This window comes from Polyangium jinanense (assembly GCF_028435365.1).
This window is the reverse complement of record NZ_JAGTJJ010000062.1, coordinates 22328-47846: the sequence shown is the minus strand read 5'-3', so window position 1 is coordinate 47846 and position 25519 is coordinate 22328. Positions and strand designations below refer to the sequence as shown.

Sequence of the window (25519 nt, the reverse complement as noted above, 5' to 3'; positions counted from 1 at the left end):
GTAGCATGATGACATGCGCCCTCTTCGCCTCGCTTTCCTTTCGGCCCTCTCCCTCCCATTCCTGACCACCGGCTGCGGTAGCTCCCCGCTCGAGGACGCCACGCGCGGCTACGACGTCGAACGATACGCGCTCGAAGGCGCGTTCGATTGGACCACGCGCAAGCTCGCCGCGACCGTGTCCGTGACGCTCACGCTCACCGAGGATACGCCCGCGATCGCGCTCGACAGCCACGTCACCGTGAAAGCCGTGCGCATCACCGGCGTGGAGGATCCCGACTACGAGGTCGACGTCCCGCGCGGCGTGCTCGCGATCTCGCTGGAAGACGCGCCCAAGGCGACGAAGGGACAAACCATCGAGATCGAGATCGATTACGAGGCCGGCACGAGCGACAACCTCTATGCCATTGCCACGCGGCGCGGCGATCCCGTCATCTCCCGCGCCCTCTTCACGGACTCCGAGCCACTCGGCACGTCGTGGTGGATGCCTTGCACCGACGATCCGAGCGATCGCGCGACGTTCTCCGTCTCCCTGAAGATCCCGGCCCAGGAGCAACTCATCGCCAATGGGCGGCTCGTGCTCGACGCCGAGGAGGGGCCGGGCTCGCACCGCGTGCAATACGAGTCCGGCTGGACGCTGCCGACCTATCAAATGGCGTTCGCCGTGAGCCAGTTCGAGGTGGCCAAATCGCATACGGAGACCGGATTGCCCGTCGAGGTCTGGCATCGCCGCGAGCTCCCGGGCAGCCACGCTCAAATGGCGAAGGCCCTCGCCGGCATGATCGATCGTTTCGAGCCGCTGATCGGGCCTTATCCCTTCGAGCGATATGCCCTCGTTCTTTTGCCTTCGTTCCCCGGGGGCGGCATGGAAAACGCGGGTATCTCGTTCCAGCGCGAGACGAGCAGCACGGAGCCTGCGCTCTACGGCGATTTTTACCTCGCCGCGCACGAGCTCGCCCATCAATGGTTCGGCGACCTCGTCACCCTCGAGACCTGGGACGACATCTGGATCAAGGAAGGCATGGCAAACCAGCTCGAATACGAGGCCGGGCGCGCCTTCACGGACGCGAGCGGGGAGGGGACGCTGCACGGGGATCAATTCTTCGCGGAGGACGGGGTGCCCATCCGCAACAAGGCCCTCGCGCCGGCCGACAAATACACGTCCGGCCCGTACGATCGCGCGGCCTGGCTGCACACGCAGATCCGGAGCGTGGTGGGGGAGGCCGCGTATTTCGAGACGCTGCGGAAGATCCTCGACGCGCACAGGTTCGGCACGATCGGGACCGATGCATTCATCAACGCGTTCGCAGAGGCCCTCGGGCCGGAGGCGACGGCGCGGGTGCGGCGCGCGCTCGACGCGACGGCCATGCCGCGGATCGAGTTGCACGCCGAGCCAAACGCCGCGTTTGCCCTCGTGCTCGACGATCCCGACGGGGCGGTCGTCGCGCCGCTCGTGGTGCGCTGGTACGGCGCGGATGGGTCGGCCGAGGAGGTGTCGCTGCTCGGCGGCGCGCGGGCCGTGATTCCGGCCGCGGGGACCGAGGTCCTGCTCGTCGTGGATCCGGGCGACGTGCACCCGGAGTTCGAGGTCGCGGGGGACGAGGCGCACACGGCGGCATGGCTCGCGGCGCGCGTGCCGCTCACGGCGAACGGAAAAACCGTGCTCGCAGGGCTCGGCGGGGCGGCGCAGATGAATGCGCTCCGGGTGGCCGGCACGTCGAGCGCGGCGATGATCACGCCGGCCGAGATCACCGGGCTTCTCGGCGAGCTCGACGCGGACGGGGCGAAGGCGCTCGCCTTGCAGCTCGCTTGTGGGCTCGCGTCGAGCTCCGCGGACGCGGCCGAGCAAGAGGCCTGGGCGGCGGCCCTCGCGCCGCTGCTCGAACCCGGCCCGCCGTCGTTCGGGCTCGGGTGGATCGGCGCGGGCCTCGGCGCTTGTGGTGACGTCGTGCCGCCGGACGCGCTCTTCAGCGTGGAATGGCCCAAGCTCGAAGCCGGCCTCGTGGCCGAGGACGTGCCCCTCTCGCGGCTTCAGTACCTCGGCGCCTTTCAGCTCCCCGACGATCGCGAGCTCGCCACGTTCGGCGTGGTCGCCTCGAAAGCGCCCTCGCTCCGGGCGCGGCGCATCGCCCTGGATCACCTGGCGCGGCGCGCGCGCGACGTGACCTCGGAGGCGTGGGTCACGTTTTACCTCGACCTGCTCCGCGCGACGCGGACCTCGGAGACCTTGCCCTCGGCGATGAATGGCGCCTCGTGGGCGGTCTTCAACACGGGCGCGGGCCTCGGCGCGTTCGTGGACGAACTCGGCGACATTCTCCACGACGAAGTGACGCGACCGGCGCACGCGCGGGCGATCTGCATCGGGGTGCGGCTGCTCGCGGACGATCCCGCGGCGACGAAGGCCTTCCTCGGAGGCCTCGCGAACGCGCCCCTTTCGGAGCCGGCGCGGGCGATCCTGAGCAAGCCGGAAACGTGCCTCTGATCAGATCTCGAAGCGCTCGCCCTCGCGCGTGCAGGCGATGGGCGAGTGCTCCGGGTCGTGAAAATCGGGGTAATGAATGAGCCGCATGCGGCGCTTCACGTCCTCGGGCAGCCCCACGAGCGAAGCGAGCGGCGTATGGACGCCGAGGTTCGTCTCGTGGAAGAAAAGATCGGCCTCGGCGAGCCAGTCGATCAGCGTGGGATCAAACGCCGTGTCGGCGCTGTAGCCGAACCGTGCCCCGCCCGCGGAAAACCGCAGCGCCGATGTGGGGATGTGGTGAATCGTCGGCCTCCATTCGAGGTCGAGATCGCCGATGTGGTTCGTCCCGGCGCCGAGCGGCACCACGTCCGCGTAATCGTCCAGTGTGAGCGACGAGCGCGTCCCGTCAGGCGCCATGAGCGTATCCATCCCGCCCTTGAGGCGCGTTTCCCAGAGCCCCGCGAGCACCTCGGGGGCCGCGTGCAGCTGGGCGCGTTTCCCCGTCACGAACCGCCGATAAAAGAGGAGCTGCTCGAGCCCCCCCACGTGATCGCCGTGCAGGTGCGTGATGATCACGCGATCGACGTCGTCGAGCCCGATCGGCGGTCCGCCGCGCGCGCCGAGATCCCCGAGCGCCCGTCCGAGCGCGGGAGGCGCGTCGACGAGGATCCGGGTGGATCCTGCCTCGACGAGGAAACAGGCATTGAAATAACGCGTGGTGAACGCATCCCCCACGCCGACGACGCGCACGACGAGCGAGCTCACGAAGGCCTCCCGCCGTGCGGCGTCGTTCCCTGGGTGTTCCGCGGAGACATGGCCATGGCGCGCCCCGATGGTGCCCCATCACGGCGAGCCGAGCCAGCAGTCTGCCACGGCCCCGCGCGAGGGGAGCGACGGACGCCGCTCCCCCAGCGAGCGATTGCGATCAATGGGTGCCGCGCGCCTCACCACCCTTGCGCCCAATCTGAGCCATGTGGGCCCGATCGCTCGACACGGCCTCGCCGCCTTTGCGGCCGATCTGCGCCATGTGCTCGCGGTCCTGGCTCACGCGCTCGCCGCCCTTGCGGCCGATCTCGGCCATGTGTTTGCGGTTCTGGCTGACGACCTCGCCGCCTTTCTTGCCGGCCTGGCGCGCCTCGTCGGGCGTGAATTCGTGCGCCGTGCCCTTCTCGTGCGCCGCCTTGCCGCCCTTGCTCGCGATGGCGCGCTGCTTGTCGCGCTCCATGGCTGCGAAGCCGCGCTGCGAGGGAGGCTTGCGCTCGGTCGTCGGACCGAGGTCGCTCGAAGAAGGCGGCCCCTCGTGCTCGGCCGAAGCCAATTGCTCAGCGCGATCCTGCGACGTCTCCGCCTGCTTCGTGTCCTCGGCCTCGCCGCTGTTCCTCGCGGTCTCGTGCTGGTCCTTCTCGATCATTTGCCCCTCCTTGGTGACGCCCCGCTCGATGCTCCAGCCGGGCGCCGTGTTGCTTCGCGGATTGCTGTTGGGCCGCGCGAAATGACGTCAAGCTGCGCTCGGTAGCGCGTGTGCCTGCTGCAATGAGAAATGGTCGCGGAGCGAGCGATCTCGTGCACGCCGGCCCGGATCGAGCGCACGCTCGTGGTTTGCTCCGACGAACGGCGGAGCTCGAGCATGATGCAATCGGGCCGGACAGACGACTTCATCGGGTTTGGCAGAGCCTCATTCTCGATGCTGCTACACGCTCAACCGCTCGCTCGCCCGGTTGCTTCCGCCGGGCGAGCGGGCGATCTCGGCGCCTCATGGAAAGGTCTGTCCCGTCCTTACCCGAGCGAGCGCACGATGGCGTGCGGGCAAGGAGGTGCACACCCCTCCGGCGCATACGCTCGCCAATCAAAGAAGGGACCACGCGGCTTCGCCGCGATGGACGGCTCCTTCAATCGAGCGAACGCGACGGCCATCTTCGATGCACGAGCCCGCTCATCGGCTTGCGAAAGCAGGCCTTCAGCGGCCGCGCTCGGCCATGAGGTTTTTCGCGGCAGATCAAGCCCGATACGCCAAACCCGCCCCGCATTGCGCCGTGGGTGCCGGGTTTTTCGGCGATGTGGAGTAAGGCGAGGGCCTTACCCACCCGAGCGGGTGTCGACGAAGCTCTGTGGGCCAGAGCGAGGGTGTGGATATCCGCGGGGCACCGCCGGACGTCGAGGGCTGTTCCTCGCGGATGCGATCCCTCCGTCGGCGGCGCGCAGAGGCCCCCCAGGACGGCGCTTTCCTGCTCGTCGGCCCGTGGTTCGATGTGGACCCCGCTGCGCCGATGTCGGTCCCGGGAGCAGGCGCCGGCCGCGCAGCGCCCCCCGGGGCCGGAAGAGCGCGCAGGCGGCCAGCGTGGGCCGTGGGAGGCCTCGGGGCCCAGGGCGACGCAGAAGCGGCCGAGGACGCGGTCCACGGTGGAGCGGCTGAGCCCGCTGGCCCTGGCCAGGGTGCGTCGGGACCGACGCCGACGTGCGTCGCGACGTACGCGACGTCATGGCCCTCGGCGCAAGCGAGCACGATCTTCGCACGCGGCGCCCGCCTGTGTTCGTGCGTGTCCTTCCCGGTCGGGGCCCGGGCGAGCGCTTCGAGCATCAAGCGTTCGTCGGGGCTTATCTCCATCGGCGGGATCGTTCGTCCCATCGATGGTGAACATGTGCCCAGCCCCCGCTCGTTCTGACGTTTTCGTCAGCCGGCCGAGCGGGCCTCACCGCGAGCTTTCGGGCGAGGTCAGAAGGTGCCGCGCAGGCCGACGCTGCCGATGCCGACCCAGGGCTCGACGCTCGCCTTGGTGGGCGAAGCGGGCTTGGCCTTGGGGGCCGTCAAGAGGAGGACGACCCCGGCCGTGAGGCCGACGCCGCCCACGACGAACATGGCGGTCGAGAGCGTGGCCTTCGTGTCGATGCTGTCGCGGTAGTTGACGTAGGAGCGAGGGGAGACGGGGGTGTCGTTCGTCTCGCTCTTGTTCGTGCAGGGGTCGCTGCCGTTGACCCGCCGCTCGCAGAAGTCCTCCATGTCGCTGCGCGTGGAGTAGGCGCTGATCAAGGCCCCGATGCCGGCGATCGTGGCCGCGCCGCCGACGCCGAGGCTGACGTAGCCGATGATCCGCTGCGTGGCGCCGGGCGGCTTCTTGGTCGTGCCTTCGCCGCCGCCGGGGGGCGGGACGACGTCGCCGCCGCTGGGCTCGGCGCCGCTCTTCGGCTTGAGCTCGAGCACGGCGCGGGCGGCTTGTTTCTCGTCGACCTTGAGGTCGAGCACGGCCGCGGACGCCGGCGTATCGGCCTCGACGCGATGCACGCCGGGGTTCAGCGGCGTCTTCACGCCGATGAGCGCGCGCGGAAAAACCTTGCCGTCGAGCATGACGGTCGCGAGCTCCGCGCCGGCGCCTTGCACGGTGAGCTCGATCGTGGGGATGCGCGGCGTGAGCGCGGCGAGCTCCTTGGCGGCCGTCTCCTGCGCGTCGCGGAATGCTTCGGGGGCCTTGTCGTCGAGCTGCAGGATCGTGATGGAGCGGTATTTCTCCGCGGCCTCGACGAGGCGCCCGAGCTTCTCCAGCGTGCGCGCCGCGAGGAGTTTTACGGTGGGCGCGTTGACGAGCGCATCGGCCCGTTCGAACTTGTCGAGCGCGTCGGCGTACTTGCCTTGATCGTAAAGCGCGAAGCCCTCGTCCGCGAGCGCGCGGGCGGCGATACGCACTTGATCGTTGATCGGCTGCGCCCACGCGGGCGAGGCGCAAAGAACTGCGCTCACGAGCAGCAGGCCGATCCCCTTCGACAACCGCATCGTATTCCTCACGCTCCTTGGAGCCGTACGCGAGCGGGTGCGCCCGCGTCCGTCAGATCCCCCAGTCGGGCTTCTTCTTGTTCGTCGTACCCGTTTTCTTGGTCGTCGTCCCGCCCTTGTTGATCGGGACGCGCGTGGTCGACGTCGGCGCAGCGCTCGCCGTGGGTGGGGTGTCCGTGGTCCCCGCGGCAGGCTCGCTCGTGGGAGGCGTCTCGGGCGTGGGCGCGACCGAAGCCGTCGTCGGCGCGGCGACCGTCTCCTTCGGCGGCTCGGCAGCAGGAGACGCGGAGGGCGGCGACGCCGAAGGGGTCGTCGCCTCCGTCGTCGCGCGCGGGCCGCTCGTCGAGAGCAGCACGACCGCCGTCGCGGCGCCGATCACCATGGCCGCGAGCGCGGCCACGATCACGGCGGGGCGCATCTTCTTTTGCGTGGGCTGCGCCTCTGCGACGGCCGAGACGAGGCCGCGATGGGTCATCGTCGTCGGGTCGGGCGCGCGCGTCTTGGCGAACGCCGAGGGCTCGGGGCCGGGGCTCGAGATGCGCGCTTGCTGCGGCATCACGATGTTCGGCAGCGAGGGGTGCGTCTGGCCGAGCTTCCAGATGCCCGACTGGTCCGGGCAGAGGATCCAGCGCAGCGACTCGGCGAGCTCCTTCGCGGTCTGGAAACGCTCGTTCGGCTCGCGTGCGCAGGCCTTGGCGAACCACGCGTCGAAGCCATCGGGGACGGGCGCGACCGCGGAGGGCACGGGCAAGGGGCGCGCGCAGATCTGCACGATGAGATCGCCGAGCGCCTCGCTGTCGAAGGGACGCACGCCCGTCACGCACTCGTAGGCGATCACGCCGAGCGCCCAGAGATCGGCGCGCTGATCGATCGTCTTGTTCCCGAGCGCCTGTTCGGGGCTCATGTAGCAGGGCGTTCCAACAACCGAGCCGGTGCGTGTGGCGACGCCGCCCTGGCTGCCGAGCACGCCGCCGCCGATGGCCTTGGCGATGCCGAAGTCGAGGACCTTCGCGATCTCGTCCTCGTCGTTGCGCACGAGGAAGACGTTGCTCGGCTTGAGATCGCGGTGGACGATGCCGGCCTCGTGCGCCTTGCCCACGGCGCGCCCGATGTGCGTGATGATCGTGGTGGTCATCAGCGGCGGCAGCACCCGCAGACGCTCGATGCGCTGCTCGAGCGTCTCGCCCTCGAGCATCTCCATCGCGATGTACGGCAGGGGCCCGTCGTAGCCGTGGTCCTGGATCTGCACGACGTGCGGCGTGCGCAGCGCCGCGGCGGCCTTCGCCTCGCGGAAGAAGCGCTGCACGATCTCGCTGTTCTCGTTCGCGCCGCTCGATCCGAGGAGATCGACGTCGATGAGCTTGATGGCGACGGGCGCGCCGAGCGTCACGTGCTCCGCGCGCCACACTTCGCCCATCGCTCCTTTTCCGAGGAGATCGATCAGGCGATATTTCCCGGCAATCACGGTTCCGGGGCCCAAGCTACTCATGCTCGTCTCAGCTTACTCCAAGTCGCACCGAGCTTGGAAGGATCGTGCGTGCGGAAAAGTACGATGACCCCGCGTATGTGACCGTCAGGCGACCGTCACGATCGCGCATGCCCAAACGCGCGTTTCGATGGGCTGATCTTGGAATCGGGGCCATCTGCAATCCACTTCACCGTCAGCCCGATTGCTTCGCGAAGTCCTTCATGAAGCGAACGAGCACTTCGACGGAGGCGAGCTCTACGGCGTTGTAGAGCGAGACCCGGATGCCGCCGGTGACGCGATGGCCGGCGAGGCCCACCATGCCTTGTTTCGCCGCCTCGGCGACGAACCGCTTCTCGAGGTCCTCGGTGGGGAGCCGGAAGACGACGTTCATCACGCTGCGGCTCTCGCGCTCGACCGGGGCCTTGTAAAACCCCGAGAGCTCGTCGAGCGTGCCGTAGAGCAGGGCCGCCTTCGCCCGGTTTTTCCGCTCGATCTCGGGCAAACCGCCCTGCTCCTTGGCGATCGCGAGGACGTTGCGCACGAGGTAGATCGCGAAGGTCGGCGGCGTGTTGTAGAGCGAGTTGTTCTCGGCGTGCGTCCGGTACTGGAAGATCTTGGGGATGTCCTTGCGGCTGCGCTCGACGAGGTCCTTGCGTGCGACGACGACCGTGACGCCCGAGGGCCCGATGTTTTTCTGCGCGCCGGCGTAAATGAGCGCGTACCGACGGACATCGATGGGACGCCAAAGGAAATCGCTCGACATGTCCGCGACGAGCGGGACGTCGCCGGTGTCCGGGACGTCGTGCCACTGCGTGCCGAAGAGCGTGTTGTTCGTGGTGATGTGCACGTACGCCGCGTTCGGATCGAGCGAGAGCTCGCTCTGCCGCGGGATCCGGGCGAACCGCTTGCCCTCGGCCGTCGTCGCGGCCACGCGAACCGTGCCGATCCGCCCCGCCTCCTCGTACGCCTTCTCCGACCAGCCGCCCGTGAGGACGTAATCCGCGCTTTTTTCCGGGGGCAGGAGGTTCAGCGGCACCATGGCGAACTGGTGGCTCGCGCCGCCCTGGAGGAAGAGCACGTGGTAGTCGTCGGGGATCGAGAGCAGCTCGCGGAAGAGCGAGAGGGCCTCGTCGTGCACGCCCTCGAACGCCTTGCCGCGGTGGCTGTGCTCGATGATCGACATGCCCGTGCCCTCGAAATCGAGAAGCTCGCGCTGGGCGCGCTCGAGCGCGGCGAGGGGGAGCGCGGCAGGTCCGGCGTTGAAGTTGTGCACGCGAGCCATCGGTCGGGTCTCCTCTGCTCGAGCCGCGCGGAAGGCGGCGCGTCTCGTGGCGCGACCCTATAGCACGAGGGCGCCTCCTGGCGGAGCCGCGCGCGTGGTGCTCTACTCGAGCCGGCGATGAAAGACGATGCGGCAGTCGGGACGGCCCCGGGCGCGCGCACGGAAGGTCCGCGCGAGCCACGCCTCTTCGCCGAGTTCCCCGTCCTCGCCCGCGAGGTGCCGTGGCTTCCGCTCCTGCCCGGTCCCACGCCGGTCGAGCGCTGCACGGCGATCGCCGGCTACCTCGGGCGCGATGACGTCTGGATGAAGCGCGACGACCTCGCGTCGCCGCTCTACGGCGGCAACAAGGTCCGGCGCTTCGAGCACATCCTGGCCGACGCGAAGGCGCGCGGCGCGCGTGAAATCCTCACCGTCGGCGGCCTCGCCTCGACGCAGGTGACCGCGACGATCCTGTTCGGCCGCGCGCTCGGCTTCGAGGTGACGAGCGTGCTCTTCGATCAGCCCATCACCTCGTTCGCGCGCCGATCGTTGCTGCTCCAAGCTTCCGCCGGCGGGCGCTTGATCCACGGCGGCGGCTACGCCCGCACGACGATCCTCACCGCGAAGGAGCTCGCGCGGGCGCGCAAGGCGTACTTCGTGCCGCCGGGAGCGTCGGGGCCGATGGCGAACCTCGGTTACATCGGGGCCGCGTTCGAGCTCGCCGATCAGGTCGAGCGGGGCGAGATGCCGCGGCCGGATCTGATCGTCCTGCCCGCGGGGAGCGGCGGCACGGTGGCCGCGCTCTCGCTGGGGATGATGCTGCTCGGGTGGTCGACGACAGTGATCGCCGCGCGGATCACCGAGCGCTTCGCTTGCAACCGCGTGACGCTGCGGCTGCTCGTCGAGGCCACGGCGCAGAAGCTCGCGCGTCACGCGGGATCCCGTGTGCTCCGGCGGAACCTGCCGGCGCCGCGTTTCGAGGTCGATCACGGCGTCGCGGGGCGCGGGTACGGGCACCCGACGCCCGAGGCGCTCGAGGCCGCGCCCGAGGTGACGCGCCTGCTCGGCGTGCCGGGCGAGATCACGTACAGCGGCAAGGCGCTCGTGGGCCTGCGCCGCGCGTGCGTGGCCCATCCGGGCAAGACGATTTTGCTGTGGAACACGCTCTCGGCCACGTGGCCCGAGCCTTCGATCGGGCCGGAGGCGTTGCCTCCGGCCTTTCATCGGTTTTTCGAAGGGGACGTGCCGATCTAGGCGACGAACGGTCTTTCGCCCGTCACTGGAGCGGGGGCGGGTAGGCGGGGCCGAAGTTCTGCTCGGCGATGTCGTCGTAGGTGAGGAGCGGCGTCTTCGCGGCCTCGTCCGAGTAGAGCGGTTTGACCACGCAGCCGCGCGCGCCGCACTGGTTCGATTCGCGGAACGCCACGTCCGCGACGAGCCAGAAGCGGTTGCCGCCGGAGAGGCCCTCGCCATCGGTCGGGGTGAACGTGATGGGCGTCTCGGGATCGTAGTAGCCCTTCGGCCCGAGCTCCGCGCTCAGCGCGCCGTCGCAGAAGATCTTGATCGTCGGGTGGACGTCGTAGGTCTTGTCGTCGTTGCTGAAGTAGTGGACGCCGATACGGAACCACTGGTTCTTCGGCGGGAAGTCGACGTTCACGTTCTCCGGCGCGCAGAAGTCGGAGTCGTCCGGGTTCGAGACCGTCGGATCGCAGCTGATGTTGTCGAGGTCGAGGCGCGGGTTGTGACAACCCTGGCCGAGGATCTGCCAGTCCTGGCCCACGCCGCGCGGCGCGAAGTAACAGGTGTTCTTCTCGAAGGTCGGGTCGAGGTACCAGGACACGGGCTCCGGCGGCTGCACGTTCGCCGGGAACCACGACGGCGCGTCGATCGAGGGCGGCGGCGTGAAGTCGCTGAAGACGCAGTTCGACCAGGCGCAGTCTTGCGGCGAGCCCGAGACGGCCCAGGGCAGCGTGTTGTTCGGCTGGTGCAGGTGCAGATCGAGGTCGACGCCGTCGCCGCCGAGGTTGTGCTCCCACTCGAGCTCGACGCGCAGGCCCGGCGCGCCGACGAAGAGCGGATACGTGCACGTCGCGGTCCCGCCGCCGGCGAGGCCCTTCGTGTACGTCACGGTGTACTCGCCCGACTGGAGCGGCTTGAAGTCGTCCGCGGGGCTCGAGCCGCTCACGCCAGGGCAGGGGCTCACGCCGTCGGGGCAGGCGACGGCCCACGTCTCGGAGCCAGGCACCGCGTCGGCGCTGAAGTTGCCCGTGCCATCCTTGAGGTTCACGTTGACGAACGGCGACGTCGTCATCGCGTGACAGGCGTTCGTGTCGTTCAGGAAGCACAGGTCGGTGGCGTGGACGCCACCGATACACGACGACCAGTACCCGTTCTCGCTGCACTTCATGGTGCCGTCGAAGCAGCCCGGCGTGCCGCGGTACGACGGATCGCCCTTGAAGCACGGATGCGCTTGGCCCGCGGAACAGGGGCAGTCCTCGTCCGCCTCGCCGTCGCAGTCGTCGTCCGAGCCGAGGTGATCGGGGTCGCAGAGCTCCGTGGGCCCGCATTTCGTGCCGCACGGGTTTACCGGGACGTCGTTCGGCGCGTCGGTGCCGCCATCGTCGGTGGGGAAGATGAACCCGCCTTCACCGCCCATCCCGCTCGAGCTCGACGTGGGCGAGCCGCCCCCGCCGCCGCTCGCGCCAACCCCGCCGGAGCCCCCTTCGCCGGGATCGAACTTGTTGCCGGTGGACGTGGCCGAGCAGCCGGCGGCGATGGCTGCACCGGTGGCGAGGCCCGCAAGCACAAAAAGAAGCGGTTTCAAGGAGCGGCGACGGCGACGCATGAGACTCCTCCCGCCCCGGCCGGGGCGCGATGGCTGAACAAAGAAACGTGCGAGGGAAGGGGCGCCGCGGCCGGGATCCGGTGCGCGGCGCAATGTAGTGTAACGCGCCGACGTCGACGTCGAGGGCTATTTGGCGCGCAGGCTTTCGACGAACTTCTCGAACGCGGGCTTCGCGGCGGTGACGGTCTTCTCGGGGCCCGTGAGCTTGAAGAAGGTCAACGCGCCATCGGTCTCCACGATCGCGCCGAGCAGGGCCCATTTCGGCTTCGGCCCGGCCGGCGCAGCGCCCGGCATGCCCATGCCGCCCGAGAACGTGCCGTGGATCTCGACGACGGTCACGGAGAGCTCGCCGATCTTGCGATCCTGCCGCGACGTCGTGTCCTCCTTTCCGCGTTCGAACTGGCCCGACCAGCGCTGGACGTTCTGATCGACCGTGCCGCCGGCCTGCGAGACGCTCATCTCGGCGTCCTCGGCGTCGCCCTCGGCGCGCGGGATCTTGAAGGTCGCCTTGCGCATCGGGCTCGGGTTCTCGGCCTTCTGCCAGCCCTCGGGGACGTCGTAGGCGACGTCGGTCGGGCCTTTCCGCTGCGGCGCGGCCGCGCCCGGGCTCGTGCTGCCTGCGGGCGCCGCGGGGGCGGGACGCGCCTTGTCCGGCGCGCCGCTCGGGGGAGGCTCGGGCGTCTTCTCGCAGGCTGCGAGGGCGAGGATCGCGACGGGCGCGATCAGTGCAGCGAAGCGTCGATTTCGCGTTCCCATGGTGGCTAGTAGCCCTCCGTCTTGCAGATGATCTCGTTCATGATCTCGCGCGTCCCGCCGCCGATCGGGTAGAGCCGCGCGTCGCGGTAGAGTCGCTCGACGAGCGTCTCGCGCATGTAGCCGTGTCCGCCGAAGATCTGTACGGCCTCGTCGCAGACGAACGAACAAGCGTCCGTCGCGGTGTTCTTCGCCATCGCGGCGAGGCCCGTGACCATGTCGCCGCGCAGGTAACGCGCGATGACGTCGTTCATGAGGGCGCGCGCCGCCGCGATGCGCGTCGCCATGTCCGCGAGCTTGTGGCGCAGCACCTGGAAGCCCATGATCGGCTTGCCGAAGGCGCGTCGCTCGCGCGCGTAACGCACGGCCTCGTCGTACGCGAGTGAGGCGATCGCCACGCAGTTGCCGGCGAGCAGCAGTCGCTCGACGGCGAAGTTCGTCATGATCGGGATGAACCCGGCGTTCTCTTCGCCGATGAGGTTTTCCCGCGGAACACGACACCCGTCGAAGACGAGCTCGGCGGTGTCGGAGGCCCACCAGCCCATTTTCGCGAGTTTCTTGCCTACGGAAAAACCGCGCGTCCCGCGCTCGATCACGAGCAACGAGATCCCGCCGTGCCCTTCGCCGCCCGTGCGCACGGCGGTGGTCACGAGGTCGGCGCGGCATCCCGAAGTGATGAAGGTCTTCGCGCCCGTGACGACGTAGTGGTCGCCATCCTTGACCGCGCGCGTCGCGAGCGAGGCGACGTCGCTGCCGCCGCCCGGCTCGGTGATCGCGAGCGCCGCGATCTTCTCACCCGCGAGCACGGGCGGGAGAAACCGCTTCTTTTGCTCCTCGGTGCCGAAGTTCAGGATCGGCGGCAGTGCAATCGCGTGGCTGCCGAGGCCCACGGCCGTGCCCACGGACGTTCCACCGACGATCATCTCCTCGGTCGCGGCGATCATGTGCGAGAGATCCCCGCCGGATCCGCCGTACGTCTCGGGATAACCGACGCCGAGCATGCCGGCGCGAGCGGCCTTCTCGTAGAGCTCGCGGGGGAACTCGTTCGCCTCCTCCCAGGCGTGGGCGAAAGGCGCAATTTCGCGGCGCGCGAAGCGGCGGATCTCGTCCCGCAGCCGGGCGTGCTCGGGGGTCTCGTGCAGAGAGGGCAGGGATGTCACGGGATACCGTCCGTTCCAGGCGAAGAGCTCACGACGAGCGAGCGCGTGCCTTTCGCATGCGGATGCCGCAGGGGCGGAGGGTGAGGTTCGAGGTGGGGATGTTCAGGCTCCGGACCGGAGCCTCGTCAACCGCCTCAACCACCTCCACCGGGTGCGGGGGCCGCAGCAGCGCCGGGCTGCCCGGCAGGAGCTGCCGGAGCAGGCGGGGGCGCAGGAGCCGCCGCGGGTTCAGCCTTGATGGTGATCTCGTCGGGCCGCGTCAGGGACGAACAGGCTGTCGCCGAGAGCGAAAGGATCACGACCGCGAGGGGCGTGATGGATCGTCGGGAGAGCACGACGGGACGTTACCACCCGACGGGCCTTCGGATCCATCCTCCTTCGGTCCCCTGCCGCGACGCACCCCGCTCGTGCTACCAAGGAAAGCGCATGGATCCCGTCTTTCGCCGCGCCTACAACGCCGCCTTCGGACCCAACACCTATGCGGATTATCTCGAGCGCCTCGAGCGCCGGGTGGGCTCGAAAATCCCCTTCCGTGTGGCTGAGACGCCGCTCTTCCTGCCCGAGGGGCTGCGGAGCTACCTCGCGAAGTCCGCGAAGGAGATCGTGCAGCAGATCTCGCGGCCGAACGTGATCGAGACGATGAAGCGCGCGATCCCCGCGCACCTCGACGCGCCCGGAATGGACCCCTTGCCGAACTGCGTGCAGGTCGACTTTGCGATCGTGCGCGGGCCGAGCGGAGAGCTCGAAGGCCGTGTGGTCGAGCTGCAAGCGTTCCCCTCGCTCTACGCGCTCATGGTGCTGCAGAGCGAGGTCATGGCCGACATGATGCGCACGATGCCGGGGCTCGATCGGAAGTGGTCGATCTTCTTCGGCGGCCTCGATCGCGAGGGGTTCGTCGCGCGCCTGCGCAAGGCCGTGCTCGCGGACGAAGATCCGGCGAACGTCGTGCTGCTCGACATCGATCCGCCGAACCAGAAGACGTACCCGGACTTCCTCGCAACGAAGGAGCTCATCGGCGTCGACGCGGTCTGCCCGACGACGCTCGTACGCGAGGGGCGCAAGCTTTTCCGCAAGGTGGCCGGCAAGCTCGTCGAGGTGCGCCGCATCTACAACCGCGTGGTCTTCGACGAGCTCGAGGCGCGCAAGATCGAGCTCCCGTTCCGCTACACGGACGACCTCGACATCACGTGGTGCTCGCATCCGAACTGGTACTGGACGTGGTCGAAGTACACGCTGCCGTACATCGATCACCCGGCCGTGCCGCGCGCCCGCTACCTCTCGGAGCTTTCGGAGATCCCGAACGATCTCGAGCGCTACGTGCTGAAGCCCCTCTTCTCGTTCGCGGGCTCGGGCGTGAAGGTGGATCCGACGAAGGAAGACATCGCGGCGATCCCCGCGTCGGATCGGCACGGCTGGCTTTTGCAGGAGAAGATCTCCTACGAGCCCGCGCTGCCGATGCCCGACGGCTCGGGCGTGAAGGGCGAGGTGCGGATGATGTTCCTGCGCGCGCCCGACGAGCCCGCGCCCGAGCTCGTGCTGAACCTCGTGCGGCTCTCGCGCGGCAAGATGCTCGGCGTCGATCAGAACAAGGATCTCACCTGGGTCGGCGGCACGGTCGGGCTCTGGCCCGTGGACTGAGCCGGATCAGAACGGCCAGACGAGTCGGTACGGCAAGGCCAGGCGCCACGCGCCGAGAAGGATCGCGATCGTGGCTCCGAGCAGCCCCACCTGGAGCCACGGCCGCGGCGAAGGCCGCGTCTTGCGCAGGCCGAGCGCCGCGCCGAGGCCCACCACGACGCCCCCGACAAACCCGAAGAAATGCGCGCCGAGATCGGATTGCGGGCTCGCGCCGAGCGCGCCGAGCAGCGCGAGTCCGCCGACGATCGGCGCCGCGATCTCCTGCATCGTCCGCTTCCGCCCCGCCGCGTGATCCCGATCGAGCGCGAGCTGCGTGGCCGCGAGGATCCCGATCGCCCCGAACACCGCTGTCGACGCGCCGATCGAGCGATGCACGTCGTTTCCCATCGTGTGGTACGCGACGGCGTTCGCGACGTTGCCGAGCGTGCCCGCCGTGAGGATCGCGAGCGCAGAGCCGCCCGGGCCGAGCCTGCGTTGCACCGCCGACGCGAAGATCGCGCCCGAGATGACGTTGCCGATCACGTGCGACGAGTCCGCGTGCAGCGTGAGCGCCGTCAGCGCGCGCCAGGGCTCGGCGCCGAGGACGAGGTCGCTCTCGGCGCGACCGCGCTGGAACCAGAACGAGTTGTGCGCGACGGGCCCCGTGACCAGGAAAAACAGGGCGAGCGCAGCGAAGAGGAGCGGCGCGATGATCGAGGGCGCGTGCCGCGGCCGCTCGCGGACCTTCTGCGGCGGCCAGTCCCGATTTTCGGTCTCGTACCGATCGATCGAGCTCGACGCCTGATCGTAATCCTCGTCCCTCACGACGAGGACCCAGCCCCGGAACGTCCAGCGCATCATGTGCCAGACCGACATCGACTGCAGGACGAGCGACCAATCCCGCGCTTTGCGCTCGTTCACCGGGCCGATGGCCGTGAGGCCCGGCAGGGGGTCGACCGGTACGAGCACGCCCGGCGTGGGCGGGGACGCAGCCCCCGTGACCCCCGCGAACGCCGCGGGCGAGGCGAGGGAGGGGAGGGACGGTGCCTGGGCGGCGCTCGTGCCTGAATGGTCGTCGTTGTCGTTCACGGTTCGGGGAACGTGCGGACGAGCATGAGAGCTGTCAACACGGCCTGGGTTTCCGAGACCTCCGAAAGTCCCCTTGTGGACGGCTCGGGTGCGTGGCACGGCAGGGGCGTGTCCACCGCCATCACGAACGGAATCCGCGTCAACGTCACGACCCAGTACGTTCCGTCGCAATCCATGCCGAGCGCGAGGCGTTACGTGTTCGCCTACACGGTGCGTATCTCGAACGAGGGCAGCGAGCCCGCGCAGCTTCGCACCCGGCACTGGATCATCACCGACGGCAACGGGAAGATCGAAGAGGTGCGAGGCCCCGGCGTTGTCGGCAAGCAGCCGACCCTCCGGCCCGGAGAGCACTTCGAGTACACGAGCGGCTGCGTGCTGGAGACACCGCGCGGCACGATGCACGGCACCTACCAGATGTACCCCGCGAGCGGCGGGCCGGCGTTCGACGCCGAGATCGCGCCGTTCACGCTCGCGATGCCGTATTCGCTCAACTGAAATGAAAACGGGGGCTCCTCCTTTGGGAAGAGCCCCCGTTTCCTTAGCCTGCGCGTAGAAACGCGTCAGGCCTGGGCCGGCGCCTCGGTCTCCTTCGGCGTTTCGGCCTTTTTCTCCTCAGCAGGCGGCTCGTTCGGGAGGAACGAGAACGAGAGCGCGCCGTCCTTCAGATCGACCACGGTCTTGCCGCCGTGCTCGAGTTCGCCGAAGAGGATCTCGTCGCCGAGGCGAGGCTTGAGCTCGCGCTCGATGACGCGTCCGAGCGGGCGCGCGCCGAAGGCCGGATCGTAGCCCTTCTTCGCGAGGTACTCGCGCGCCGCGTCGGTGACCTGGATGCTCACGCCCTTGTCGCCCACGAGCGACTCGATCTCGCGGATGAACTTGTCGACGATGCTGCCCATGACGCTCGGATCGAGCGGCTTGAACATGATGCGCGCGTCGAGTCGGTTCCGGAACTCCGGGCTGAACACGTTCTTGAAGGCGCGATCGTCGTCGCCCACGTTGCCGCGCTCGCCGAAGCCGAGGCGCGTCTGCGTGAGCTCCCGGGCGCCGACGTTGCTCGTCATGATGAGCACGACGTGCCGGAAGGAGCTCTTCTTGCCGTTGTTGTCCGTGAGCGTGCCGTGGTCCATGACCTGCAGGAGCACCTGGAAGATGTCCGGGTGCGCCTTCTCGATCTCGTCGAGCAGGAGCACGGCGTGCGGCGTCTTCGCGATCGCCTCGGTGAGCAGGCCGCCGCGATCGAAGCCGACGTAGCCGGGCGGCGCGCCGATGAGGCGCGAGACCGTGTGCCGCTCCTGGTACTCGCTCATGTCGAAGCGGAGGAACTCGATCCCCATGACCTTCGCGAGCTGCTTGGCGAGCTCGGTCTTGCCGACGCCCGTCGGGCCCGTGAAGAGGAACGAGCCAATCGGCTTCTCCGGCGAGCGCAGGCCTGCGCGGGAGAGCTTGATGGCGCTCGCGAGCTGCGAGACCGCCTCGGCCTGGCCGAACACCACGCCCTCGAGCTCCTTCTGCAGATCCTTGAGCTGCGCGCGATCCGAGGTCGAAACCTGGCGCGGCGGGATCTGGGCCATCTTCGCGACGACGATCTCGATGTCGGGCACGTCGACCGTGTAGTCCTCGCCGTGGGCGAGGCGCGCGGCGGCGCCGGCCTCGTCGAGCAGATCGATCGCCTTGTCGGGCAGGCGCCGGTCGCGGAGGTAGCGGTCGCTGAGCTTCGCGGCCGCCTCGAGCGCGGCGTCCGTGAACTTGACCTTGTGGAACTCCTCGTAGTGCTTGCGCAGGCCTTCGAGGATCTGGCGCGTCTCGTCGACCGAGGGCTCGTTGATCTCGATGCGCTGGAAGCGGCGGGCGAGGGCGCTGTCGCGCTCGAGGTGCCCGCGGTACTCCTGGAAGGTCGTCGCGCCGATGCAACGCAGGCGGCCGGATGCGAGCGCGGGCTTCAAGAGGTTCGAGGCGTCCATCGTGCCGCCGCTCGCGGCGCCGGCGCCGATGATCGTGTGGATCTCGTCGATGAAGAGGATCGCGCCCGGCTGCTTTTCGAGGGCCTTGAGCACGCCCTTCAGCCGGTTCTCGAAGTCGCCGCGGTAGCGCGTGCCGGCGATGAGCGCGCCCATGTCGAGCGCGTAGATCGTCGCGCCCTTGATCGCGTGCGGGACGTCGCCCTTGACGATCTTCATGGCCAGGCCCTCGGCGATCGCGGTCTTGCCGACGCCGGCGTCGCCGATGAGCAAGGGGTTGTTCTTGCGGCGGCGCGCGAGGACCTGGATCGTGCGCTCGAGCTCGATCGTTCGGCCGACCAGCGGATCGATGCGCCCGCTCTCCGCTTCCTTGTTCAGGTTCACGGTGAACGACGCGAGCGGATCGCGGCGGCTCTCGCGGCCTTCGCCCTCGGCCTCGGCGGCGTCCGCGCCCTCGGTCGCGTCCTCCGGGCCGACCTCGTCGTCCTGCCCGTCCTTGGCGATGCCGTGCGACAGGAAGTTCACCACGTCGAGGCGCTGCACGTCGGCCTCGCGGAGCATCTGCACGGCGGGCGAGTCGCGCTCGGAGAAGACCGCGACGAGGACGTTCGCGCCCTTGAGCTCTTTCTGGTTCGTGTTCTGGACGTGCACGGCCGCGCGGCCCACGACGTTCTGGAAGCCGATGGAGACGACGGGCTCGTTGTCGACGTGATCGGGCAGCGCCTCGATCTCTTCTTCGAGGAAGCGCTCCAAACGCTTCTTCAGCTTCGGTAGATCTCCGCCCGCCTTGCGGATCACGTTCGCCGTCTCCTCATCGAACGTGAGCGCGTAGAGAAGGTGCTCGACGGTCACGTACTCGTGCCGTCGGCGGATGGCCTCGTGCGTGGCCAGCTTGAAGGCGATCTCGACCTCGGGGCTGATCTTCATGGTTCCTACTCGGGTTCGGCCGAAAGCCGGAGGGGCATGCCGTGTTGCCTCGCGAAGCTCTGCACCTGGGTGACCTTCGTCTCGGCGACGTCCTTGGTGTAGACGCCCGCGACGCCTGAGCCCTTGTGGTGCACGCTGAGCATGATGTGCGTCGCTTCCGTGTCGGTCTTGTGAAAGAACTTCACGAGCACGAGAACGACGAATTCCATCGTCGTGTAGTTGTCGTTGTGGAGGACGACCTTGTAGCGGCGGACCTTCTCGACCTTGCGCTTCTTCTGGGTCGCGAGATCGCCTTCGTGGTCCTCTCGTTCACGCGGATCGTTCGCCATACGTCTGGGGGGGCCGAACAGAATAGCAAGCCAGGGCCCGGCGCGCCGGTGGTCGCGCGCGGAGAATCGTTATGCTCGGGGCGGGGAGCGGGCGGAGAAGCCCTACTCGGCGGCGGGCTCATCGGGGACGAGCCGGATGGGGCAGGGCTCGATCCCCCAGATTTCATTCGCGTATTCGCGCACCGTGCGGTCCGACGAGAAGCCGCCGACCCGCGCGATGTTGAGGGCGGCTTTGCGCGACCAGGTCTCCTCGTCGAGGAACGCCCGCTCGACGTCCTTCTGGGCGTCGGCATACGCGCGGAAATCGCTCATCACGAGGTAACGGTCGCGGCCGAGCAGCTCGTCGACGAGCGGGTGGAAGGCGTCGGGCTCGTCCGGCGAGAAGAAGCCGGTGCGGATGAAGTCGATCGCCTCGCGGAGCTCGGGATCGGCCTCGTACGCGGCGCGGCCAGGCACGCCCGACGCGAGGCGCGCCTCGACCTCCTCGGCCGTGAGGCCGAAGAGGAAGAAGTTTTCGGCCCCGACGGCCTCGCGGATCTCGATGTTGGCGCCGTCGTAGGTGCCAATCGTGAGCGCGCCGTTCATCGCGAGCTTCATGTTGCCGGTGCCCGAGGCCTCCATGCCGGCCGTCGAGATCTGCTCGGAGAGGTCGGCCGCAGGGATGATCTTCTCGGCGAGCGAGACGCGGTAGTTCGGCAGGAACGCGACCTTGAGCTCGGGGACGCGGCTGTCGCCGTTCACGACGGAGGCGATGGCGTGGATGAGCTTGATGATGAGCTTGGCCTGTCGATAGCCGGGCGCGGCCTTCGCGCCGAAGATGAAGAGCCGCGGGTGCACGCGCTCGCCGCGCTTGGCGCGCAGGTAGAGCGTGACGATGTGAAGGGCGTTCAAGAGCTGGCGCTTGTACTCGTGCAGGCGCTTGATCTGGACGTCGAAGATCGCGCGGACGTCGACCTCGAAGCCGAGCTCGCGCTTGACGATGCGGGCGAGCGCTTCCTTGTTCGCGCGCTTGATCGACCGGAGCTCGGCGAGGAACGACGGATCGGCGACGCACGGTTCGAGCTCGGCGAGGCGCTCGAGCTCGGTGACGAAGCGCGGGCCGATGCGGGAGGTGATGAGCCGGGAGAGCCTGGGGTTGCAGGCGAAGAGCCAGCGGCGCGGCGTGACGCCGTTCGTCTTGTTGCTGAAGCGATCGGGCCAGAGATCGTGGAAGTCGCGGAAGAGCGAGGTGCGGACGAGCTCGCTGTGGAGCTTGGCCACGCCGTTGATCGAGTGCGAGCCGACGACCGCGAGGTGCGCCATGCGGACCATGCGTTCGGAGCCCTCCTCGAAGATGCTCATGCGCCGGGCGCGGCCTTGATCGTAGGGGAAAGCGACGGTCACAGCGCGGAGCAGGCGGCGGTTGATCTCCTGGATGATCTCCAGGTGCCGCGGCAAGAGGCGCTCGAAGAGCGCGACGGGCCAGCGCTCGAGCGCCTCGGGCAGGAGCGTGTGGTTCGTGTAGCCGAAGGCCCGCACCGTCAGCGTCCAGGCCTCGTCCCAGGTGAGGGCGTGCTCGTCGACGAGCACGCGCATGAGCTCGGCGATGGCGATCGCCGGGTGCGTGTCGTTGAGCTGGATCGCGACCTTGTCGCCGAACTTCGAGAAGTCGTCGTGCGTCTTCGTGTACCGCCAGACGATGTCGTGGATCGAGCAGGCGACGAAGAAGTACTCCTGCCGGAGCCGGAGCTCCTTGCCCTTGTCGAAGTTGTCGTTCGGGTAGAGGACCTTGGAGATGACCTCGGAGGCGTTCTTCTGCTCCACGGCCTTGACGTAGTCGCCCTCGTTGAAGAGGCCGAAATCGAAGTCCTCGTGCGCGCGGGCCGCCCAGAGGCGCAGCGTGTTCACGGTGCCCGAGCCGTGGCCCGCGATGGGCGTGTCGTAGGGGACGCCGAGCACGTGATCGGCCGGGTGCCAGAGGACGCGGAAGCCGCCGCGGCCGTCCTGCACCATCTCGGTGCGACCGCCGAACCCGACGGTGACCGCGTATTCGGGCCGCTCGATTTCCCAGGGATTGCCGAATTTCAGCCACTCGTCGGCGCGCTCGACCTGGGCGCCGTCGCGGATCACCTGCTCGAAGATGCCGAACTCGTACCGGATGCCGTAGCCCTGGCCGGGTAGCTCCAGCGTGGCCATCGACTCGAGGATGCACGCGGCGAGGCGTCCAAGGCCGCCGTTGCCGAGGCCCGCGTCGTGCTCGAGCTCCATCATCTCGTCGAGGTCGATCCCGAGATCACGCAGGACCGCGCGGTAGGTGTCCTCGACGCCGAGGGCCTGCAGGTTCGACTGGAGCGCGCGGCCGAGGAGGAACTCGGCGGAGAGGTAGTAGGCGCGCTTGACGTCCTTCTCGTAGTAGGTGCGCTGCGTCTGCGACCAGCGCTCGACGAGGCGGTCGCGGACGGCGAGCGAGAGCGCGACGAAGCGGTCGAAGCTCGTCGCCGTCTCGAAGTCGCGGGCGCGCGAGAACTGCACGTGATCGGTGAACGCGCGGCGGAGGGCGGCGGGGTGCATGCCCGTCCGGTCGTCCTCGACGCGGACGCGCGAGGGCACGGGATCTCGGGTCGAGGGGGGAGTGGCGCCATCGGGCGGCGCGGGGGGGCCCTGGAAGAAGGAGGTCATCGCCCGCGCATCATAAGCGAACCTCCCAAGGTGCGCCGCAGGAGCTTGTCCCTTGGCGGCCGGGCTGTGATAGACGAGACCACGGCCCGCGCTCTCGCGCGGCGAGAGAGGAACCATGAGCAAAACCCGTGGGGCGAAGGTGGGTGGGGCGCTGCGAGGTGGGGCGATGATCGCGTTGCTCCTCGGTCTCGGGGCAGCTGGCTGCGGGCTCTTGAAGCAGGAAGAACCCGAGAAGAAGGCGTTCGGCGTGGCCTGCACGAAGGACACGGACTGCGCGTCGCTCCAGTGCGCGGCCACCGGGAGCATCTGCACGAAGAGCTGCACGTACGACAGGGACTGCGGCGACGGGCTCGTTTGCCGCGCGAAGGACACAGGCTCGGGGTTGGAGTGCAGCAAGTCCGTGGGCGCAAAAATCGGCGCGAGCTGTGCGACCGCGGGGGAGTGTGATCACGGCTTCTGCCTGAAGAAGGCCGACGCGCCGAACGAGCCCGGCTTCTGCTCGGCCACGTGCCAGGGCCCCGCCGAGTGCCCCGATGGCTACAAGATCTGCGACACGCTCACGGCCAGCGACACGACGAAGATGTGCATCCTCGGCGACGACCGGATCCCGATCGGCGAGCGGCCGAAGTTCACGGCGCCCACGACGACGACCGTGAAGACGACGCCGACGGCGACGGCCACGGCGACCGCCACGTCGACGGCGAGCGCGACGCCCACGGCGACGTCGACGGCGAGCGCGACCCCGACGGCGACGTCGACGGCGAGCGCGACCCCGACGGCGACGGCGTCCACGGGGCGGCCGCGCATCAAGCTCGATCTCGGCAAGACCAAGAAGTGACGTTTGCCCGGTGGATCCCACGCGCCCTCGCAGCGCGGGAGTTCCGGCGCGCGCGGGGGTCGGGTAGAATGGGGAGCGCTCGCAGCCTCGAAGGGATCGCGGGCGTCGGGAGCAGTGCTCGATGAACATGTCTCAGCGAAGGGCGCGTCGCGCGGCGCGTGTGGCGATGATGGCCGGTGCCGCGGCAATCGCGCTCTTCTCGCAGGGGGATGCCTCCGCGCAGACGAAGGAGGAGCTCGACAAGGCCCGCGCGCTGTTCCGCGAGGGCCTCGCGCTCAGCGCCGCGAACAACTGCTCCGGCGCGCTCGTCAAGTTCAAGGCCGTCGCCGCCGTGAAGATGACGCCGCAGGTCGCCTTCAACATCGCCGAGTGCGAGGAGAAGCTCGGCAAGCTGCTCTCGGCGCTCGGCAATTACAGGCTCGCGGCGAGCGCGGCCGCGGGCGACAAGAAGGCCGCGGACGTCGCGGCGGCGGCTACGCCGAGGATCACGGCCATCGAGGAGCGCTTGCCGAAGCTCACGATTGCGCGCGGCAAGGGCGCGGAGGCGGCCGTCATCGAGCTCGACGGCACCGAGCTCGGCGCGACGCAGGTCGGCACGGAGATGCCCGTCGATCCCGGCCCGCACTACATCGTGGCGAAGCTCGGCAACCGCGAGATCTGGAAGGACTCGATCAACGTCCCCGAGCGCGACAAGAAGACCGTGGAGGTCGTGGTCAAGGACGAGCCAGCGAAGTCGGATGGCCCGAAGGACAATGACCAGCCGCCTCCGCCGCCGCCGCCTCCGCCGCCTCCGCCGAGCGGGCCGAGCATCCCGGGGATCGTGCTCACGGGCGTCGGCATCGCGGGGATCGGCGCCGGGGTCGCGCTCTTCTTCGGACCACGGCAATCGACGATCAACGACCTCGAGGAGCTCTGCGGCGGCGACACGTCGTGCCCGCCGTCGGCGAAAGAGACCGCGGATCGAGGGCGGCTGTTCACGGGGATCGCCGAGGCGGCCGTGGGCGTCGGCGCCGCGAGCTTGATCACGGGCGTCATTCTGCTCGCGACGAGTGGTTCGAAAAAGTCTTCCACGACAGCGCCATCGGCCTCGGCGGAGACGGAACGTGGCGCGCGGTTCATCGGCGCTGCGCCCGGCGCGAACCTCGGCGGCGTGAGCCTCGTGGGGAGGTTCTGATGGCGCATCGAACACGTTCGTCCGTGCGGCTGGCCTCGTGGTTCGTCGTCGCGGGGCTCGGCGTCGTCACGATGCCGGCCGCGTGCCTTTATCCGGCGTACACGTTCGACGAGCCCGAGCCTTCGGGCAGCGGCGGCGCGGGCGGGCAGGGCGGCCAAGGCGGGCAGGGCGGCAGCGGCATGGGCGGGCAGGGCGGCGGGGGAGCACAAGGCGGGCAGGGAGGATCGTCGGGCACCGAGGATTGCCTCAACGGCATGGACGACGACGACGATTCGCTCGTCGATTGTGCGGATGACGAGTGCACGCAGGGGCACGTATGCGTCCCGTCCGTGCCTTTCGGCTGGAGCGGCTTCGCCGCGCTTTTCGAGGGGTTGCCCGCGCAGACGCCTGATTGTCCCGGCGCGTTCCCCACGGTCACGCCCTACGAGGGCGAGAACACGCTCACCACGCCGAGCCACACCTGTTCCGCGTGCACGTGCGGCGCGCCGACGGGCCAGGCGTGTGATTTGCCGGATGAGATCGTCATCCAGAACAAGGCTTGCGGCACGACGCCGACGGCTACGGGCAAGCTCACGGTCCCCGCTGCCTGGAACGGCGCGTGTTATGGGCCCGAGGGGTATCAGGGGGGACAAACCTGCGACAATGGCCCGTGCAACGTTTCCGTCACGAGCGCGAAGCCCACGGTGACGGGGGGGAGCTGCATGCCGAGCGGCGGAGAGCCGGCGCTCACGCCGATCGCGTGGGCGATTCACGGAAAGGCCTGCGGCGACGCGCCTCCTGGCGGTGGGTGCGGCATGGGCATGGTATGCCAGCCGAAGACGCAGCCGCCCTTCCTGCCGGGCCTGTGCGTCTACAAGGGCGGCGACAACACGTGCCCCGCCGGCGAGTTCACGGAGAAGCACCTCTTCTTCGAGGAGGCGGTGGACTCGCGCGCATGCAGCCCGTGCGCGTGCGGCGCGCCGAGCGGCGCCTCGTGTGATGCGACCATCACGCTCTACAGCGAACAGTTGGTGAACACGTGCACCACGCAGGTCGCGAGCTTCTCCGCGGGGAGTTGCGCCAACGTGGTGGGCAACCCTGCGCTCTTCGGTCGCATGGCCACGACCATGCCGCCCACCGGCGGCGCCTGTGCCATCTCGGGTGGTGGCCAGCCGACGGGCGCGCTCACGCCCTCGAACGCCACCACGTTTTGCTGCATCCCCCCCTGATCGTCGGCTC

Annotated in this window: 19 protein-coding genes; 7 read left to right on the top strand and 12 right to left on the bottom strand. The window is 69.0% G+C overall.

Annotation, left to right across the window (positions count from 1 at the left end; genetic code table 11):
* Positions 1-13: 13 nt before the first annotated feature.
* The gene (locus KEG57_RS46475) at positions 14-2479 is read left to right on the top strand and encodes a M1 family metallopeptidase (protein WP_272423662.1); all 2466 of its coding nucleotides are present in this window, start codon (positions 14-16) and stop codon (positions 2477-2479) included.
* Here KEG57_RS46475 and KEG57_RS46470 read toward each other — a convergent pair whose 3' ends face one another.
* The 5 genes from KEG57_RS46470 to serC form a co-directional block, all read right to left on the bottom strand.
* Positions 2480-3223, bottom strand: a complete 744-nt coding sequence (locus tag KEG57_RS46470; RefSeq protein ID WP_272423661.1) for an MBL fold metallo-hydrolase — start codon at positions 3221-3223, stop codon at positions 2480-2482.
* 160 nt (positions 3224-3383) lie between these two features.
* A complete protein-coding gene (locus KEG57_RS56480) occupies positions 3384-3869 on the bottom strand; it encodes a KGG domain-containing protein (protein ID WP_272423660.1) in 486 nt (161 codons plus the stop codon).
* Positions 3870-5171: 1302 nt separating this feature from the next.
* On the bottom strand, positions 5172-6224 hold the full coding sequence (locus KEG57_RS46460) for a tetratricopeptide repeat protein (protein WP_272423659.1): 1053 nt from the start codon (positions 6222-6224) through the stop codon (positions 5172-5174).
* 52 nt (positions 6225-6276) lie between these two features.
* The gene (locus KEG57_RS46455) at positions 6277-7713 is read right to left on the bottom strand and encodes a serine/threonine-protein kinase (protein WP_272423658.1); all 1437 of its coding nucleotides are present in this window, start codon (positions 7711-7713) and stop codon (positions 6277-6279) included.
* A 172-nt stretch (positions 7714-7885) separates the two neighbouring features.
* Positions 7886-8974: a 3-phosphoserine/phosphohydroxythreonine transaminase gene (gene serC, locus KEG57_RS46450; RefSeq protein ID WP_272423657.1), complete on the bottom strand. Its 1089-nt coding sequence runs from the start codon at positions 8972-8974 to the stop codon at positions 7886-7888.
* A 117-nt stretch (positions 8975-9091) separates the two neighbouring features.
* Between serC and KEG57_RS46445 the strand changes: the two genes are divergently transcribed.
* Positions 9092-10207 carry a 1-aminocyclopropane-1-carboxylate deaminase/D-cysteine desulfhydrase gene (locus KEG57_RS46445; protein ID WP_272423656.1) on the top strand — a complete coding sequence of 372 codons (1116 nt, stop codon included), beginning with the start codon at positions 9092-9094 and terminating at the stop codon, positions 10205-10207.
* Between the two features lie 22 nt (positions 10208-10229).
* Here the strand turns inward: KEG57_RS46445 and KEG57_RS46440 are convergent, their stop codons facing one another.
* From KEG57_RS46440 to KEG57_RS46430, 3 genes are all read right to left on the bottom strand, one after another.
* Positions 10230-11798, bottom strand: coding sequence for a hypothetical protein (locus KEG57_RS46440; RefSeq protein ID WP_272423655.1), 1569 nt, complete (start codon positions 11796-11798; stop codon positions 10230-10232).
* 126 nt (positions 11799-11924) lie between these two features.
* A complete protein-coding gene (locus KEG57_RS46435) occupies positions 11925-12554 on the bottom strand; it encodes a hypothetical protein (RefSeq protein WP_272423654.1) in 630 nt (209 codons plus the stop codon).
* Between the two features lie 5 nt (positions 12555-12559).
* On the bottom strand, positions 12560-13711 hold the full coding sequence (locus KEG57_RS46430; protein ID WP_272423653.1) for an acyl-CoA dehydrogenase family protein: 1152 nt from the start codon (positions 13709-13711) through the stop codon (positions 12560-12562).
* 426 nt (positions 13712-14137) lie between these two features.
* Here KEG57_RS46430 and KEG57_RS46425 point away from each other — a divergent pair, with 426 nt between their 5' ends.
* Complete coding sequence (locus tag KEG57_RS46425) at positions 14138-15349, top strand: hypothetical protein (RefSeq protein WP_272423651.1); 1212 nt, start codon at positions 14138-14140, stop codon at positions 15347-15349.
* A gap of 6 nt (positions 15350-15355) precedes the next feature.
* Here the strand turns inward: KEG57_RS46425 and KEG57_RS46420 are convergent, their stop codons facing one another.
* Complete coding sequence (locus tag KEG57_RS46420) at positions 15356-16417, bottom strand: rhomboid family intramembrane serine protease (protein ID WP_272423650.1); 1062 nt, start codon at positions 16415-16417, stop codon at positions 15356-15358.
* Between the two features lie 108 nt (positions 16418-16525).
* Here KEG57_RS46420 and apaG point away from each other — a divergent pair, with 108 nt between their 5' ends.
* The gene (gene apaG / locus KEG57_RS46415) at positions 16526-16912 is read left to right on the top strand and encodes a Co2+/Mg2+ efflux facilitator ApaG/CorD (protein ID WP_272423649.1); all 387 of its coding nucleotides are present in this window, start codon (positions 16526-16528) and stop codon (positions 16910-16912) included.
* Between the two features lie 65 nt (positions 16913-16977).
* Here apaG and clpA read toward each other — a convergent pair whose 3' ends face one another.
* From clpA to KEG57_RS46400, 3 genes are all read right to left on the bottom strand, one after another.
* Positions 16978-19302, bottom strand: coding sequence for an ATP-dependent Clp protease ATP-binding subunit ClpA (gene clpA, locus KEG57_RS46410; RefSeq protein ID WP_272423648.1), 2325 nt, complete (start codon positions 19300-19302; stop codon positions 16978-16980).
* A gap of 5 nt (positions 19303-19307) precedes the next feature.
* Entirely contained in the window at positions 19308-19631 is a 324-nt protein-coding gene (gene clpS, locus KEG57_RS46405) for an ATP-dependent Clp protease adapter ClpS (RefSeq protein WP_272423647.1), read from the bottom strand.
* Between the two features lie 102 nt (positions 19632-19733).
* Positions 19734-22289, bottom strand: coding sequence for a glycogen/starch/alpha-glucan phosphorylase (locus KEG57_RS46400; RefSeq protein ID WP_272423646.1), 2556 nt, complete (start codon positions 22287-22289; stop codon positions 19734-19736).
* A 115-nt stretch (positions 22290-22404) separates the two neighbouring features.
* Between KEG57_RS46400 and KEG57_RS46395 the strand changes: the two genes are divergently transcribed.
* From KEG57_RS46395 to KEG57_RS46385, 3 genes are all read left to right on the top strand, one after another.
* The gene (locus KEG57_RS46395; RefSeq protein ID WP_272423645.1) at positions 22405-23127 is read left to right on the top strand and encodes a hypothetical protein; all 723 of its coding nucleotides are present in this window, start codon (positions 22405-22407) and stop codon (positions 23125-23127) included.
* Between the two features lie 121 nt (positions 23128-23248).
* Positions 23249-24301 (top strand): hypothetical protein, encoded by a 1053-nt coding sequence (locus KEG57_RS46390; RefSeq protein WP_272423644.1) that lies wholly within the window; start codon positions 23249-23251, stop codon positions 24299-24301.
* The gene (locus tag KEG57_RS46385; protein ID WP_272423643.1) at positions 24301-25509 is read left to right on the top strand and encodes a hypothetical protein; all 1209 of its coding nucleotides are present in this window, start codon (positions 24301-24303) and stop codon (positions 25507-25509) included. Before KEG57_RS46390 ends, KEG57_RS46385 begins: the two co-directional genes overlap by 1 nt.
* The last annotated feature ends 10 nt before the right edge of the window (positions 25510-25519 follow it).

Coding starts and splice junctions, on each gene's coding strand:
- KEG57_RS46475 (WP_272423662.1), top strand. CDS start 14: ATGCGCCCTCTTCGCCTCGCTTTCCTTTCGGCCCTCTCCCTCCCATTC.
- KEG57_RS56480 (WP_272423660.1), bottom strand. CDS start 3,869: ATGATCGAGAAGGACCAGCACGAGACCGCGAGGAACAGCGGCGAGGCC.
- KEG57_RS46460 (WP_272423659.1), bottom strand. CDS start 6,224: ATGCGGTTGTCGAAGGGGATCGGCCTGCTGCTCGTGAGCGCAGTTCTT.
- KEG57_RS46455 (WP_272423658.1), bottom strand. CDS start 7,713: ATGAGTAGCTTGGGCCCCGGAACCGTGATTGCCGGGAAATATCGCCTG.
- serC (WP_272423657.1), bottom strand. CDS start 8,974: ATGGCTCGCGTGCACAACTTCAACGCCGGACCTGCCGCGCTCCCCCTC.
- KEG57_RS46445 (WP_272423656.1), top strand. CDS start 9,092: ATGAAAGACGATGCGGCAGTCGGGACGGCCCCGGGCGCGCGCACGGAA.
- KEG57_RS46440 (WP_272423655.1), bottom strand. CDS start 11,798: ATGCGTCGCCGTCGCCGCTCCTTGAAACCGCTTCTTTTTGTGCTTGCG.
- KEG57_RS46435 (WP_272423654.1), bottom strand. CDS start 12,554: ATGGGAACGCGAAATCGACGCTTCGCTGCACTGATCGCGCCCGTCGCG.
- KEG57_RS46425 (WP_272423651.1), top strand. CDS start 14,138: ATGGATCCCGTCTTTCGCCGCGCCTACAACGCCGCCTTCGGACCCAAC.
- clpA (WP_272423648.1), bottom strand. CDS start 19,302: ATGAAGATCAGCCCCGAGGTCGAGATCGCCTTCAAGCTGGCCACGCAC.
- clpS (WP_272423647.1), bottom strand. CDS start 19,631: ATGGCGAACGATCCGCGTGAACGAGAGGACCACGAAGGCGATCTCGCG.
- KEG57_RS46400 (WP_272423646.1), bottom strand. CDS start 22,289: ATGACCTCCTTCTTCCAGGGCCCCCCCGCGCCGCCCGATGGCGCCACT.
- KEG57_RS46395 (WP_272423645.1), top strand. CDS start 22,405: ATGAGCAAAACCCGTGGGGCGAAGGTGGGTGGGGCGCTGCGAGGTGGG.
- KEG57_RS46390 (WP_272423644.1), top strand. CDS start 23,249: ATGAACATGTCTCAGCGAAGGGCGCGTCGCGCGGCGCGTGTGGCGATG.
- KEG57_RS46385 (WP_272423643.1), top strand. CDS start 24,301: ATGGCGCATCGAACACGTTCGTCCGTGCGGCTGGCCTCGTGGTTCGTC.